The organism is Streptomyces zaehneri, from assembly GCF_032248645.1.
In the GTDB taxonomy this organism is placed as follows: Bacteria; Actinomycetota; Actinomycetes; order Streptomycetales; family Streptomycetaceae; genus Streptomyces; species Streptomyces coriariae.
On sequence record NZ_JASTTJ010000002.1, the window covers coordinates 619,758 to 634,544 of the forward strand.

Consider the following 14,787-nt stretch of genomic DNA (forward strand, 5'->3'; position numbering starts at 1 on the left):
CCCGGAACGGACGGGGGCCCTCACGCACCGGCTCAGTCCTCGTACGCGTCCAGCGGCGGGCAGGAGCAGACCAGGTTCCGGTCGCCGAAGGCCTGGTCGATCCGGCGCACCGGCGGCCAGTACTTGTCGGCGGCCGACACACCGGCCGGGAAGACGGCTTCCTCACGCGTGTACGCGTGCTCCCACTCCCCGCCCAGCGCGGCCGCGGTGTGCGGAGCGCCGTGCAGCGGGTTGTCCTCGGCCGGCCACTCGCCCGCCCCGACCTTCTCGATCTCCGCACGGATGGCGATCATCGCCTCGCAGAAACGATCGATCTCGATCAGGTCCTCGGACTCGGTCGGCTCGATCATCAGCGTCCCGGCCACCGGGAACGACATCGTCGGCGCGTGGAACCCGTAGTCGATGAGCCGCTTGGCGACGTCGTCGACGCTCACGCCGGTCGCCTTGGTCAGCGGCCGCAGGTCGATGATGCACTCGTGCGCGACCAGCCCGCCCGGCCCGTTGTAGAGCACCGGGTAGTGCGGCTCCAGCCGCTTGGCGATGTAGTTGGCGCTCAGCACGGCCACCTGCGTGGCCCGCTTGAGCCCCTCGCCGCCCATGAGCCGCACGTACGCCCACGAGATCGGCAGTATCCCGGCGGAGCCCCAGGGAGCCGCGGAGACCGGCCCCACCCCGGTGTCCGGCCCGGCGGCGGGCTGCAGCGGGTGGTTCGGCAGATACGGCGCCAGGTGCGACCGTACGGCCACGGGTCCGACGCCCGGGCCACCGCCGCCGTGGGGGATGCAGAACGTCTTGTGCAGGTTCAGGTGCGAGACGTCACCACCGAAGTGCCCCGGCTTGGCGAGACCGACGAGCGCGTTGAGGTTGGCGCCGTCGACGTACACCTGCCCGCCCGCCTCGTGCACCTGGGCGCAGATGTCGGCGACATGCTCCTCGAACACCCCGTGCGTCGACGGGTAGGTGATCATCAGCACCGACAGTTCGTCCCGGTACCGCTCGATCTTCGCCCGCAGGTCCTCGACGTCGATCTCGCCGTCCTCGGCGGTCTTCACGACGACGACCTTCATGCCCGCCATCACGGCACTGGCCGCGTTCGTGCCGTGCGCGGAGGACGGGATGAGGCACACGGTCCGCTGCTCGTCCCCGTTGGCCCGGTGGTAGCCGCGGACGGCGAGCAGCCCGGCCAGCTCGCCCTGCGACCCGGCGTTCGGCTGGAGCGACACCTTGTCGTACCCGGTGACCTCGGCGAGCCGCTCCTCCAGCTCGCGGATGAGCGTCAGGTAGCCCTCCGCCTGCTCGGCCGGCGCGAAGGGGTGCAGCTGCCCGAACTCGGGCCAGGTGACCGGCTCCATCTCGGTGGTCGCGTTGAGCTTCATGGTGCAGGACCCCAGCGGGATCATGCCCCGGTCCAGCGCGTAGTCCCGGTCCGCGAGCCTGCGCAGGTAGCGCAGCATCGCGGTCTCGGAACGGTGCTGGTGGAAGACGGGATGCGTCAGGATCGCGTCGGACCGCAGCAGTCCGGCGGGCAGGCAGTCTGCGGTGGCCGCGTCGAGCGCCTCGATGTCGCCGTCCACCCCGAAGGCGGCCCAGACGGCGGACACCTGCGCCCGCGCGGTCGTCTCGTCGCAGGCGATCGACACCTGGTCGGCGTCGACGAGGTGCAGGTTGACCCCGAGCTCCCGCGCGGCGGCGACGACCTCGGCGGCCTTCGCCGGCACCCGCACGGTCAGCGTGTCGAAGTACGACCCGTGCACGACCTCGACGCCGCCGGCCTCGAGCCCGGCGGCGAGGATGGAGGCGTACCGGTGTGTGCGCAGGGCGATCGCCCGCAGCCCGTCCGGACCGTGGTAGACGGCGTACATCCCCGCCATCACCGCCAGCAGCACCTGCGCCGTGCAGATGTTGCTGGTGGCCTTCTCGCGCCGGATGTGCTGCTCACGCGTCTGGAGCGCGAGCCGGTAGGCCTTGTGCCCGTCGGCGTCCACCGACACGCCCACCAGCCGCCCGGGCAGGCTGCGCGCGAACTGCTCGCGGACGGCCATGTAACCGGCGTGCGGCCCGCCGAAGCCCATCGGCACGCCGAACCGCTGCGTCGTACCGACGGCGATGTCCGCACCCAGCTCGCCCGGCGACTTCAGCAGCGTCAGCGCGAGCAGATCCGCGGCGACGGTGACGAGCGCGCCGAGCCCGTGCGCCTGGTCGACGAGCGCCTTGAGGTCACGTACCGCACCGGAGGCGCCGGGGTACTGGACGAGCACGCCGTTGATCTCCCGCGCGGCGATCTCCGCCGGGATCCCGTCGCTCAGGTCGGCGACGACGATCTCCACGCCCGTCGGCTCGGCGCGGGTCTCGATCACGGCGATCGTCTGCGGAAGCGCGTCCGCGTCGATGAGGAAGAGGCCCTTCTTGTTCTTCCCCATGCGCCGGGACAGCGCCATCGCCTCGGCGGCCGCCGTGCCCTCGTCGAGCAGCGACGCGCCGGAGGTCGGCAGCCCGGTGAGGTCGGCGACCACGGTCTGGAAGTTCAGCAGCGCCTCGAGCCGGCCCTGGGAGATCTCCGGCTGATACGGCGTGTAGGCCGTGTACCAGGCCGGGTTCTCCATGACGTTGCGCAGGATGACGGGCGGGGTGAACGTCCCGTAGTAGCCGAGGCCGATCATCGAGTCGAGGACCTGGTTGCGGTCGGCCAGCGAGCGCAGCTCGGCCAGCACCTCGGCCTCGGTGCGCGCGCCCGGCAGGTCAAGCGCGTCGGCGTTCTTGATCACATCCGGGACCGCGGCGGCGGTGAGCTCGTCGAGCGAGCCGTAGCCGACCTGTGCGAGCATCTTGGCCCGCGCTTCGAGGTCGGGCCCGATGTGGCGCTGTTCGAAGGGAATTCCCTGCTCGAGCTCTGTGAGCGGAATGCGGTGGGCGGTCATTACGGAGGCCTCCTGGTCTGACACGACCTTCGAGGGTCACCACGGTGGGTACCCGGACGGCCTCCCCCTCTGTCATCTCAACCTGAGAGCTTCACCGGGTCGCCCGAGGGCACCCCGGCTTTCACCGTCGGTGAGAGCGGAAGCCGTCGACGCCGTCGACACCCGCCCTGCTTTCCAGAGTGACCTCGTCCGTGCGGTACGTGAGCCTGAGAGATTCCGGGGAGGATTTGCTCCTTCGGCGCCTCCGGTGATGTCCGGAGGACTCTCCCGCGCGGTGTCAGCAGCCGTTGTCAGACTACCAGCGGGGTCCATGAGACTCGCTCGAGTGGCCGCTCGTCCCAATCTGCTCTTTTGTAGTGCTTACGGATGAGTTGCGACCAAGTGGAGGGCCCGTGCAGAGCGACATCGATCCGCGCAACCTGATCGGCCGCAAGGCATTCGACCGCAACGGCACCAAGATCGGCACGGTCGACGAGGTCTACCTCGACGACGCCACCGGAGTTCCGGAGTGGGCGGCCATACGCACCGGTCTGTTCTCCCGTGACGCCTTCGTCCCTCTGGAGCCCAGCCGGCTGGTCGAGGGCACTCTGCGCATCCCCTTCGAACGGGCCCTGATCAAGGACGCTCCCGACTTCGGCGTGGGCCGCCACCTCTCCCCCGAACAGGAGCTCCAGCTCTACCACCACTACGGCCTCGACGTGGGCGCCGCTCCCCCGCTCCCCGATCGCGACTTCGGCCGGCTGGCGGGTACGGACGACAGCTGAAGCCCCTCGGCCCCTCAGCCGCAGGCCTGAATGAGCGCCCGGAGAATCCCGGCGGGGTCGTACAGCGGCCAGGCGCCGTCCGTGACGACTCTTCGGGTGCCGCCGTCGACCGGATCGGTCCGCGCCCAGTGGGCGGAACCGACGCCCACCTCGACCTCCAGACCGGAGGCGGTCACATACCGCCATTCGGTGACGGGGCCCCACTCCTGAACCCGGACCACCTCCCCCAGAGCCAGCTCACGCGCCCACCCGTCGTCCTGCGCGTACCGGGCGGGCGCCGTCGACAACACCACGAGGTCCACATCCGAGTCGGGACGCGCGGCCCCGCGCGCAAAGGACCCGACGAGCAGCAGCCCCACCACGTCGCTCCGGTTCCCGGCCCACCGGGTGACCCGGCCCACCACCCGGCACACCTCCGCTTCGCGCTCCGGCGACACCCCGGCCGGGTCCGCGAACCGGCCTCCGTGCAGCTTCATGCAGCTCCCCATCCGTCACCGGTGTCACCCTTCTCGGGACACCGCCACCGCTCCGACGCACCCCACACTTCGTACCGCTTCACTCTGTGTAACTGATCGGCCTCACGCGGAGTTCCCGGGCGCCACCCCCGACGGCCTCGCCTCCGGATACGGCAAGCCTCCCGCCGTCCCGCCGTCGTCCTCGGGTCTTCGTCGCACCAGCGGCAACGGATCCGCCGGCTCCAGCCCCGGATCGTCGGTCCTGAAGGTGCGCACCCGTCCCGGCTCCGACTCGGGCGTCTCGAACCGAACGGTGACCCGGCCCAGCCCGCTGCCCTGCACCCATCCGTGGCCCAGCTCGGCATGCCGCACATCGTGTCCTGGGCGCCACTGGCGCTCGACCGGCACCGGCACCTCGCTGACGGGCTCGTCCGCGAGTTCCTCCTCGGGACCGTCCGCCCGGTCCTCGGCGGCCTGCGCGAACAGATCCTCCTGTGTGAAGTCCGCCAGTCCGCTGACGCCCACCCCGAGCAGCCGCACCCCGCCCGTCGTGTCCACCGAGTCGAGCAACCGGGCAGCCGCCTCCCGGACCACCGCCGGATCATCGGTGGGCCCGCGCAGGGTCTCGGACCGGGTGAGAGTGGAGAAGTCGTACCGCCGCACCTTCAGCACGATGGTCCGCCCCGACAGACCGGCGCCCCGCAGTCTGCGCACACACCGGTCCGCGAGCCGCTGCACCTCCAGCTCCACCCGGACCCGGTCGTGGATGTCCACGTCGTACGTGTCCTCGACCGACACCGACTTGGCCTCCCGCTCGGCCACCACGGGCCGGTCGTCGCGGGCCAGCGCCATGGCGTACAGCGCGTGCCCGTGTGCCTTGCCCAGCAGCCGCACCAGCTCGTCCTCACCCGCCTCGGCGATCTCGTCGATCGTGGTGATCCCGGCCCGGCGCAGATGGTCCCCCGTCGCCGGACCGACCCCCGGCAGGGTCCGCACCGACAGCGGGCCGAGCAGGGCCCGCTCGGTTCCCGGCTCGATGAGCACCAGCCCGTCGGGCTTCGCCTGCTCCGAGGCGATCTTCGCCAGCATCTTGCAGGAGGCCAGGCCCACCGACCCCGTGAGCCCGGTGACGGCCCGTATGTCCGTGCGCAGCCTGATCCCCGCCAGCCGCGCCGACTCACCGTCCCAGGCCGCTCCCCCGGCATCCAGGTCCACGAAGGCCTCGTCCAGACTCAGCGGCTCCACCAGCGGCGACAGCGCCCGCAGCAGCCCCATGACCTGCTCGCTGATCGACCGGTAGAACGCGAAGCGCGGAACCAGATACGCCGCGTTCGGAGCCCGCCGGCGCGCCTGGGCCATGGGCATCGCCGAGTGCACTCCGAAGACCCGCGCCTCGTAGGAGGCGGTAGCGACCACTCCACGGGGCCCCAGACCACCCACGACGACGGCTTTCCCGCGCAGGCTCGGCTTGGACGCCTGCTCCGCCTGGGCGAAGAAGGCATCCATGTCGAGATGCAGGATCGTGGGCGTGTTTCTCACATGTCCGATGCTGCACCACGCCACTGACAATGACGTCGTACGGCCGCCCCTCGCGTCCTGGGAAGGGTGTCAGACCGCCCGGTTGCGCCGACGGGCCAGTTCGTCCGCCGGATTGTGCCCGACGAGCGTCTCCCCGGTGTCGACACGCTCCCCGTGCAACTGCGACAGCGCGCTCTCGACGTCCCGCCACACCACGCCCACAGCGATCCCGAAGATGCCCTGACCGCCCTGGAGCAGCGCGTGGACCTCGTCCGGCGAGGTGCACTCGTAGACGGTGGCGCCGTCACTCATCAGCGTCATCCGCTCCAGGTCACTGAATCCGCGCTCCCGCAGATGCTGCACGGCGGTGCGGATGTTCTGGAGCGACACCCCGGTGTCGAGGAACCGCTTGACGATCTTCAGGACGACCACGTCCCGGAAGCTGTACAGCCGCTGCGTGCCGGACCCGTGGGCGGGCCGCACGCTCGGCTCCACCAGCCCGGTGCGGGCCCAGTAGTCCAGTTGCCGATAGGTGATCCCGGCGGCCGCGCAGGCCGTCGGACCGCGATAGCCGATCTGCTCGGACGCCATGGACGTCGCCCCTCCGCTGCTCGGCACGGCCGCCGGTCGCTGCGGAGCGTGGTCGGCCGCGCTGCTCTGCTGGGGGTACCCCCTGTTCGAGCGTGCTGGAGAGCCCGGGGAAGGGTACGGACCGCTCCCCCCGACACCGAGTCCGGGGGCACCCCCAGCCGTACCGTCGCCGCTGCTTCTCACGCCGACCTCCGTCCTTGACCTGCCTTGTCGACGGTAGGCAGTCACCAGGGGTGCGTCAACGATCGCCACACTCGGCACGCCGAGTGATAATCACCCTGAGAGTGGTTTCCCGCACCCCGTCGCGGGGAAAGGCTAGCCGAATGCGCTGAGAAGTAGCCGTAGGACGCTCTCACTCGCCGTTGGCATTTGCCGAAAACAGCGCGGGCGTCCCCGTGCAGGACGCCCGCGTTCCGCGCATGTGCCGACTACTGGTTGCTGGTGCCGAAGTCCTCGGGCGAGATCTGGTCGAGGAACTCGCGGAACTTCTCCACCTCGTCCTCCTGCTCGTCCGGGATGGCGATCCCCGCGTCATCGAGGACCGTGTCACTGCCGTAGATCGGTGTCCCCGTGCGCAGCGCCAGCGCTATGGCGTCCGACGGACGCGCGCTCACCTCGACCCCGCTGGCGAAGACCAGCTCCGCGTAGAAGACGCCCTCCCGCAGGTCCGTGATGCGCACCTCGGTGAGCTCCTGGCCGACGGCCTCCAGCACGTCCTTGAACAGGTCGTGGGTCAGCGGTCGCGCGGGAGCCATGCCCTGCTGGGCGAAGGCGATCGCCGTCGCCTCGCCCGGTCCGATCCAGATGGGAAGGTAACGGTCGCCTCCCACTTCACGCAGCAGCACGATCGGTTGGTTGGAGGGCATCTCGACCCGGACACCTACGACATCGAGCTCGTTCACACAGCAACCCTAGGCCGTGCCCGGGACGTTTGGGTAGTCGGGCCGGGAACGGGTGACCGATCCGCCCAGGGCGAAACCGCCCGCTCAGGGCAGTCGGACCCCGAGTGCCGTCTGCACCAACGCCGCGTGCAGCCGCACCGTAAGCCCCGCGATTTCCTTCGTACGGGCCTGCGCGTGGGCCCTGGTCTGCGGATTGCGGTGGCGCTTGAGCGGGGCCACCACCTGGTCCACGAGCCCGGCCTCACGGTCGGCCGCGGCCTTCATCACCCGCAGGTGCCGGGGCTCGATCCCGAATCTGCCCAGCTCGGCGACGAGCGCTGCCACGGTGGCCGCCTCGGCGTCGTACACCCCGTCCTCCAACGGCGCGACGAGGCCGTACGACTCCCACTCCGCGAGCTCCGGCTCACCGATACCCGCTGTCGCCAGCAGCTCGGACCGGCCGATCCTGGCGACGGTGGGCCCATCCGACGCCTCCAGAAGGACCTCGCCGTCCCGCTGCCGGCCCACGGTCGGCAGCGGCGCGGCCTCACCGCGCTCCACGGCGTCCAGGTGCTCGCGAATGACCTTGAGCGGCAGATAGTGGTCCCGCTGCATCCTCAGGACGTGGCCGAGGCGCTCGACGTCCTGCACACTGAACTTGCGGTACCCCGAAGGGGTCCGTTGCGGCTCGATCAGCCCTTCCGCCTCCAGGAAACGGATCTTGGAGATGGTGACTTCGGGAAACTCGTCGCGCAGCGCGTTCAGCACGGTGCCGATGCTCATCGGACCACCGTCCGCGGCGGCGGTGCCGTGTCCGGCACCGCCCCTCGGTGTTTGAAGCATGGACCTTCCCTGGGGAGTCCCCCCGGACGGTGCCCGGGGGCCGGTCAGTAGCCCCGCTGGCTCGCGTAGAAGACCAGCCGGTACTTGCCGATCTGCACCTCGTCACCGTTCGACAGAGGGACCTCGTCGATCCGCTCCCGGTTGACGTACGTGCCGTTCAGACTGCCGACGTCCGCCACCTTGAACGTGCCGTCCGGGTTTCGCCGGAACTCCACGTGGCGACGCGAGACCGTCACGTCGTCCAGGAAGATGTCGCTCTGCGGGTGACGACCGGCCGTCGTCAGGTCGCCGTCCAGAAGGAAACGGCTGCCCGAGTTCGGGCCGCGCCGCACGACCAGCAGGGCGGAACCAAGCGGCAGCGCGTCGACCGCGGCCTGCGCCTCGGGCGAGAGCGCGGGCAGTTGCGTCTGACCGGTGACCTCGGCGTCGTAGGCCTCGAGACCGGAGATGGAGATGGTGGAGGTCGTCTCCGACGCCCGCTCGGGCGTCAGCCCGGGGCGCAGCGGCGCGCCGCAGTTGGAGCAGAAGCGGCTGTTCTCCGCGTTGCGGTTACCGCACCTCGTACACACCAGGGCCGACATAGGGGAAAACCCTCCACCCGTACTTGAGGTTGACGGTTGGCCGAAACCTATGCCGCCGGACTGCGCAGGGTCAACAGACGCCGCGCCCTGGCCGCCGGAAACGTCGCCGCCCTGACCAGCCACCTGGTCCCGGAACAGCGGCCGCTGACCCTCTGCGTCAGGCTGTGCGCGATGGCGAGCGGTCGCGTTGTCGCTACCCTCTCGCGCGCTCTTGCCGAACAACTTCGCAAACAACTTCACGGGCGATTCCCCTTGACCGAAACAGACCCGCCCGTGGGGCAGGACGAACCCTGACTGAATACACCGGTCGACCCGGACACCTTCACAACGTCCGTGCCCACCAGACAGTTTCCACCACGCACCACCCGATCGGTGCGTCGACCCCCCGCAACCTCATGCCCCTGCCGGAAGGCCCCCATGCACCCCCGGTTCACTGGCCCGACGACCGAGCGTAGTCAGGCTGCTTCGCTGCTCGCAAGGCGTCCACAACGATCTTGTCCGACCGCTCGACCGTCACGGTGGCCTGTTCCTTCTCGAGAGTCTGCACCACGCCTCCAGGGATGTTCAGCGCCGGCTCGAGGTCCTGCGGGTTGCCGATGACCTTGAAACGAAAGGGCGTGTTGATCTTGTTCCCGTCGACGCTCACGCTCCTGCCCGAATCCGTCAGAAAGGTGCCGGCGACGACCCGCACTCCGTTCACCTGGATCGCCTCGGCCCCGGCCGCCCGCAGCTCCTGGATCGCGTCGAGCAACATGTCCGCCTCGACCGTCCCCTTCGTGTCCTCGATGGTCATCGTGATGCCCGGCCCCTGCGCAGCGACCGTGCCCGCCAGAATGCCGAGTTGCTTCTCCTTCTCGACCGTCTGCTTCCGGGCCTCCTCGGCCTGGTCGGAGCTGTTCTCCAGCTCCTGCTGCTGCTTCTCGAGACCTTGCTTCTCGTCCTCAAGACGCTGACTGCGGTCGTCGAGTTCATCGAGGATGCGTACGAGATCTTCCTGACGCGCACCGCGCAACGCGTTTCCGCTGTCACTGTTGGAGGCGACCTGCACGGCCAGGCCGAAGCCCAGACCGAACAGCAGCAGGGCGACGATGAGTTGGGCCCTGGACACCCGCGGCGGCCAGAGGCCCTGCACCAGCCGCTGCCGACCGGTCAGCGCGGGCTCGGCCGGCTTCTCGGCCACGCCGTCCTCGGCCGGAGTCACCGGGACCTCGTCGGGCAACTCCTTGCGGAGCCTGTACTCGGGCGTCTCGTCCTGGTTGCTCATCGACCTCACGCCCGGAAGACGTGCCGACGGATCGCCGCGGCGTTGGAGAAGATCCGGATACCGAGGACGACCACGACCCCGGTGGACAGCTGCGATCCGACGCCCAACTCGTCGCCCAGGAAGACGATCAGCGCGGCCACCACCACGTTCGACAGGAACGACACCACGAACACCTTGTCGTCGAAGATGCCGTCGAGCATGGCCCGAAGCCCGCCGAACACGGCGTCCAGCGCCGCAACCACGGCGATCGGCAGATAAGGCACGACGGCCGCCGGAACCTCGGGCTGGACCAACAGGCCGGCCACGACTCCCACGACGAGGCCCAGTACGGCGATCACGATGTGCCCTTCTCAGTTCTCGGCTGCGCTGTACGTACGATCACACTCGGTGCGGCGGGCAGCCGGACGTCGTCCGCCACGGAGATGGCCGTCCGGATGCCGTAGTTCTCCTGCAAGGCGTTCAGATACAGCCCGTCGGCGCTGTTCTGGAACCTGGTGCTGAGGTTCTTCCCGTCCCCCACAGCCAGCACCGTGTACGGCGGGACCAGGGGTTTGTTGTCGACCAGTATCGCTTCACCCGCGGCCCTGATCGCCGAGAGCGCCGTCAGCCGTTGCCCGTTGATGGAGACGGCCTCGGCACCCGACGCCCACAGTCCGTTGACCACGCGCTGCATGTCACGGTCCCGGACCCGCCCGGTGTCGGAGAAGCCGGAGGTCTCACGCGGGTTGCCGTCACCGCCCGTGGCGGCTTCCTTGGCATCGTCCACGACCAGCTTGACGCCTGGCCCGTGCACCTCGACGGCGCCCGACAGGATGCCCACCAGATCCGCCTGGTCACTGCCGCCGCTCTGCTTGAGCGCCTCCTGCTGCCGGCCGCTCACATCGTCGCGCAGCTTGTCGACGGTGCTCTCGAGCTCGTCGGCCGCATCGGTCTCACGATCGATACGGTCGATGAGCTCCTCCCGCTCCTTCGCGACGACCGGCGCCGCGACCCGCGCCTGCGCCGCACCGACGGTGACCACGAGGGCCGCGAGCACCAGGCCCACGGCGAGACCCAGCTTCGCCCGAACCGTCCTGGGCAGCCCACCGGCGCCCTCGGCCTGCTTACGGGCGGCGGCCTCGGCATAACCGTCGTCGAGGCTGTGGTCCATGACGTTGGTGAGCAGCGACATGGACGCGTCCGGGCGCGACACGCGCGCGGGTGTGCTCCGAACGGGGGGCTGCTGCGGCATGCCGCACATCGTCGCACGTCGCGCCCAGTACCTCCGAATGGCCCCACCGGCGTGCCGGACAGGCCCCCTTGGGGACACTTGTCCGGCACGCGCGCGTGCGCGTGGATCAGCGTCCGGCGCTGTCCACGACCGCCGACCACTCGTCGAGCAGAGCCTGCGCCGACGCGTCGTCCGGACCCTCCGCCCACAGGTGGGTGACCGCCTCGGCAGGGTCGGGCAGCACCATCACCCAGCGCCCGTCCGTCTCCACCACCCGGACACCGTCGGTGGTGTCCACGAAGCGGTCTCCGGCCACCTCCACGACCCTCCGCATCACGAGGCCCTTGACCGCCCACGGGGTCGCCAGATCCCGCTTCAGGACGTGCGCCCGCGGAATCCGTGCGTCGATCTGGCTGAGGGTGAGCTGCGTCCGCGCCACCAGCCCGATCAAACGCACGAAGGCCGCCGTACCGTCGAAGACGCTGCTGAACTCCGGGACGATGAAGCCGCCCTTGCCGTCCCCGCCGAAGATGGCCGTCTCGTCGCGCCCGACCCGGGTGAGGTCGTCCGGCGAGGTCGTCGTCCACTCGACCTGCGTGCCGTGATACGCCGCCACCTGCTCGGCGATCCTCGTCGTGGTCACCGGCAGGGCGACCCGCCCGCTGCGCCGCTCGGCGGCCACCAGGTCGAGAAGCACGAGCAGTGCCCGGTCGTCCTCGATGATCCGGCCCTTCTCGTCGACGAGGGAGAGCCGCTCACCCACAGGGTCGAACCGCACACCGAACGCGGCCCGCGACGAAGCCACGATCTCTCCGAGCCGGACGAGCCCGGAGCGCCGCTGGTCGCCCGTTTCGGTGGGCCTGGCCTCGTTCAGACCGGGATTGACGGTCAGCGAGTCCACGCCGAGTTTCCCCAGGAGACTCGGCAACACCAGTCCGGCGCTGCCGTTCGAGGCGTCCACCACGACCTTGAGCCCGGACTCGGAGATACCTGTGGTGTCCACATTCCGCAGCAGCGACCCGGTGTACGAGTCGAAGACGCTGGCCGGGAAATGCAGGTCGCCGATCTCTCCCGGGAACGCCCGCCGGTACTCCTGGCGCGCGAACACCCGGTCCAGCTTGCGCTGACTGCCCTGCGACAGATCCGCGCCCTGTCCGTCGAAGAACATGATGTCGACGGAGTCAGGCACTCCGGGCGAGGTCCGGATCATGATCCCGCCGGCGCTCCCCCGCGCCGTCTGCTGGCGCGCCACGGGCAGCGGGACGTTCTCCAGGTCCCGTACGTCGATTGCGCTGGCCTGAAGCGCGGAGATGACCGCCCGCTTCAGCGCACGGGCACCACGCGAGTGGTCCCGGGCCGTGGTGACCGTGGACCCCTTCTTGAGCGTCGTGGCGTAGGCCCCGGCGAGACGCACGGCCAGTTCGGGCGTGATCTCGACATTCAGGATTCCGGACACTCCACGGGCGCCGAACAGGTGCGCCTGCCCACGGGACTCCCAGATCACCGACGTGTTGACGAACGCGCCGGCTTCGATGGTCTTGAAGGGATAGACCCGCACATTGCCCTGCACGATCGATTCTTCACCGATCAGGCACTCATCACCGATGACAGCGCCGTCCTCGATCCGGGCCGCTCGCATGATGTCGGTGTTCTTACCCACGACGCAGCCACGAAGATTGCTGTGCTGACCGACGTACACGTTGTCGTGTACCACGGCCTTGTGCAGGAAGGCCCCGCTCTTCACGACGACGTTGGATCCGATGACGGAGTGTTCGCGGATCTCGGCGCCGGCCTCGACCTTCGCGTAGTCCCCGATGTAGAGGGGGCCGCGAAGGACGGCATCGGGATGCACCTCGGCACCTTCGGCCACCCACACGCCGGGCGAGATCTCGAACCCGTCGATCTCGACGTCGACCTTGCCTTCGAGCACGTCGGCCTGGGCCTTCACGTAGCTCTCGTGCGTGCCCACATCTTCCCAGTAGCCCTCGGCGATGAAGCCGTAGACCGGCTTGCCCTCCTTCATCAGCTGCGGGAAGACATCTCCGGACCAGTCGACGGGCACATCGGCCTCGACGTAGTCGAAGACCTCGGGTTCCATGACGTAGATGCCGGTGTTCACCGTGTCCGAGAAAACCTGGCCCCAGGTCGGCTTCTCGAGGAAACGCTCGACCTTGCCCTCTTCGTCGACGATGGTGATACCGAATTCCAGCGGATTGGGCACACGCGTCAGACAGACCGTGACCAGCGCGCCCTTTTCCTTGTGGAAGGCGATCAACTCGGTGAGGTCGAAGTCAGTGAGGGCATCGCCGGAGATGACGACGAAGGCGTCGTCCTTCAGCGCCTCCTCTGCGTTCTTGACGCTTCCGGCGGTACCGAGTGGCTTCTCCTCGTTGGCATAGCTGAGCTCCATTCCGAGCTCTTCGCCGTCACCGAAGTAGTTCTTGACCAGCGACGCCAGGAACTGAACAGTTACGACGGTCTCGTTGAGCCCATGCCTTTTGAGCAGCCTCAGGACGTGCTCCATGATCGGCCGGTTGGCCACCGGCAGGAGCGGCTTGGGCATGCTCGAGGTCATAGGGCGAAGGCGTGTGCCTTCGCCTCCGGCCATCACGACGGCCTTCATGTCGGAAGCGTCCTCCTATAGAGACGACTGTCTAGCCGACTTCACCCGTCCAGATTGTCCCGCACTTTTCGTCCGCGGGCCATCGAGCCACTGCGCAGCTGCCAATCGGCGAGGTCAGTCGGCCACGGCGTCCGCACGAACCAGGCGGCGGACCTGTACCACGTAGAGGACTCCTGCCCACCAATAGAGCGTTGTACCCCATCCTGCGAACGCCCATCCGAAAATGGCAGCGAGTGACGCCAGCCAGCCACTTCCGTCACTGAGCAGAAGCAGCGGGAAGGCGTACATGAGGTTGAAGGTGGCCGCCTTCCCCAGGAAGTTCACCTGCGGCGGCGGATAGCCGTGCCGCCTGAGGATGCCGACCATCACCAGCAGAAGCAGCTCGCGTGCCAGAAGTACAGCGGTCAACCAGACGGGCAGAATCTCCCGCCAGGTGAGACCGACCAGAGTCGAGAGAATGTAGAGCCGGTCCGCAGCAGGGTCGAGGAGCCGGCCGAGGCTGCTGATCTGGTTCCAGCGCCGAGCGAGCTTGCCGTCCAGATAGTCGGTGATCCCGCTGAAAGCCAGCACGAGGAGAGCCCAGCCGTCGCTCTGCGGGCCTCCGAACTCGGGCCGGAGGATCAGCCACAGGAACACGGGTACGCCGACCAGACGCGCCATGCTGAGGATGTTCGGGATGGTGAGGACCCGGTCTGTCTGGACACGGGTCTCCTGGACCTCCACCCGGGGGCCTCCAGTGGGAAATGAGCCAACGATGCCCCCTGACCTTACCCCAACGCAAAAAAGCTCTGGCTCTTGGGCTGTATGCCCAAGAGCCAGAGCTCTAAAAGGAGTTCGGCGGTGTCCTACTCTCCCACAGGGTCCCCCCTGCAGTACCATCGGCGCTGTAAGGCTTAGCTTCCGGGTTCGGAATGTAACCGGGCGTTTCCCTCACGCTATGACCACCGAAACACTATGAAACTGTCCAGCCGCACCATGTGTGGCACATGGGGCTGTTCGTGGTTTCAGAACCAACACAGTGGACGCGAGCAACTGAGGACAAGCCCTCGGCCTATTAGTACCAGTCAGCTTCACCCATTACTGGGCTTCCACATCCGGCCTATCAACCCAGTCGTCTACTGGGAGCCTTAACCCCTCAA

The 14,787-nt window shown here is 68.7% G+C and carries 13 protein-coding genes, 2 rRNA genes and 1 riboswitch; of the genes, 1 reads left to right on the plus strand and 14 read right to left on the minus strand.

The window, feature by feature from the left end; all coding sequences use genetic code 11:
- Positions 1–32 precede the first annotated feature (32 nt).
- Positions 33–2,918 carry an aminomethyl-transferring glycine dehydrogenase gene (gene gcvP / locus QQM72_RS05565; RefSeq protein ID WP_314219627.1) on the minus strand — a complete coding sequence of 962 codons (2,886 nt, stop codon included), beginning with the start codon at positions 2,916–2,918 and terminating at the stop codon, positions 33–35.
- 184 nt (positions 2,919–3,102) lie between these two features.
- Positions 3,103–3,198, minus strand: a riboswitch (glycine riboswitch).
- A 112-nt stretch (positions 3,199–3,310) separates the two neighbouring features.
- Between gcvP and QQM72_RS05570 the strand changes: the two genes are divergently transcribed.
- The gene (locus QQM72_RS05570) at positions 3,311–3,682 is read left to right on the plus strand and encodes a PRC-barrel domain-containing protein (protein ID WP_314219628.1); all 372 of its coding nucleotides are present in this window, start codon (positions 3,311–3,313) and stop codon (positions 3,680–3,682) included.
- A 14-nt stretch (positions 3,683–3,696) separates the two neighbouring features.
- Here the strand turns inward: QQM72_RS05570 and QQM72_RS05575 are convergent, their stop codons facing one another.
- From QQM72_RS05575 to QQM72_RS05635, 13 genes are all read right to left on the minus strand, one after another.
- Positions 3,697–4,158 (minus strand): nucleotidyltransferase domain-containing protein, encoded by a 462-nt coding sequence (locus tag QQM72_RS05575; RefSeq protein ID WP_314219629.1) that lies wholly within the window; start codon positions 4,156–4,158, stop codon positions 3,697–3,699.
- A 102-nt stretch (positions 4,159–4,260) separates the two neighbouring features.
- The gene (locus QQM72_RS05580; protein ID WP_314219630.1) at positions 4,261–5,676 is read right to left on the minus strand and encodes a DNA polymerase IV; all 1,416 of its coding nucleotides are present in this window, start codon (positions 5,674–5,676) and stop codon (positions 4,261–4,263) included.
- 69 nt (positions 5,677–5,745) lie between these two features.
- Positions 5,746–6,429: a MerR family transcriptional regulator gene (locus tag QQM72_RS05585; RefSeq protein ID WP_314219631.1), complete on the minus strand. Its 684-nt coding sequence runs from the start codon at positions 6,427–6,429 to the stop codon at positions 5,746–5,748.
- 245 nt (positions 6,430–6,674) lie between these two features.
- On the minus strand, positions 6,675–7,148 hold the full coding sequence (locus QQM72_RS05590) for a bifunctional nuclease family protein (RefSeq protein WP_004934251.1): 474 nt from the start codon (positions 7,146–7,148) through the stop codon (positions 6,675–6,677).
- Between the two features lie 84 nt (positions 7,149–7,232).
- Positions 7,233–7,970, minus strand: coding sequence for a transcriptional regulator FtsR (gene ftsR, locus QQM72_RS05595; protein WP_314219632.1), 738 nt, complete (start codon positions 7,968–7,970; stop codon positions 7,233–7,235).
- A gap of 44 nt (positions 7,971–8,014) precedes the next feature.
- On the minus strand, positions 8,015–8,899 hold the full coding sequence (locus QQM72_RS05600) for an FHA domain-containing protein (protein WP_314219659.1): 885 nt from the start codon (positions 8,897–8,899) through the stop codon (positions 8,015–8,017).
- Positions 8,900–8,981: 82 nt separating this feature from the next.
- On the minus strand, positions 8,982–9,815 hold the full coding sequence (locus tag QQM72_RS05605; protein ID WP_314219633.1) for a DUF881 domain-containing protein: 834 nt from the start codon (positions 9,813–9,815) through the stop codon (positions 8,982–8,984).
- Positions 9,816–9,820: 5 nt separating this feature from the next.
- Positions 9,821–10,153: a small basic family protein gene (locus tag QQM72_RS05610; RefSeq protein ID WP_020133151.1), complete on the minus strand. Its 333-nt coding sequence runs from the start codon at positions 10,151–10,153 to the stop codon at positions 9,821–9,823.
- The gene (locus QQM72_RS05615) at positions 10,150–10,986 is read right to left on the minus strand and encodes a DUF881 domain-containing protein (protein WP_314219660.1); all 837 of its coding nucleotides are present in this window, start codon (positions 10,984–10,986) and stop codon (positions 10,150–10,152) included. The genes QQM72_RS05610 and QQM72_RS05615 overlap by 4 nt, the downstream gene beginning before the upstream one ends.
- Before the next feature lie 166 nt (positions 10,987–11,152).
- Positions 11,153–13,648: a mannose-1-phosphate guanyltransferase gene (locus QQM72_RS05620; RefSeq protein ID WP_314219634.1), complete on the minus strand. Its 2,496-nt coding sequence runs from the start codon at positions 13,646–13,648 to the stop codon at positions 11,153–11,155.
- A 114-nt stretch (positions 13,649–13,762) separates the two neighbouring features.
- The gene (locus tag QQM72_RS05625) at positions 13,763–14,371 is read right to left on the minus strand and encodes a CDP-alcohol phosphatidyltransferase family protein (protein ID WP_020133154.1); all 609 of its coding nucleotides are present in this window, start codon (positions 14,369–14,371) and stop codon (positions 13,763–13,765) included.
- A 109-nt stretch (positions 14,372–14,480) separates the two neighbouring features.
- A 5S ribosomal RNA gene (gene rrf / locus QQM72_RS05630) occupies positions 14,481–14,597 on the minus strand.
- An 85-nt stretch (positions 14,598–14,682) separates the two neighbouring features.
- Positions 14,683–14,787, minus strand: a 23S ribosomal RNA gene (locus QQM72_RS05635); the annotation flags it as partial.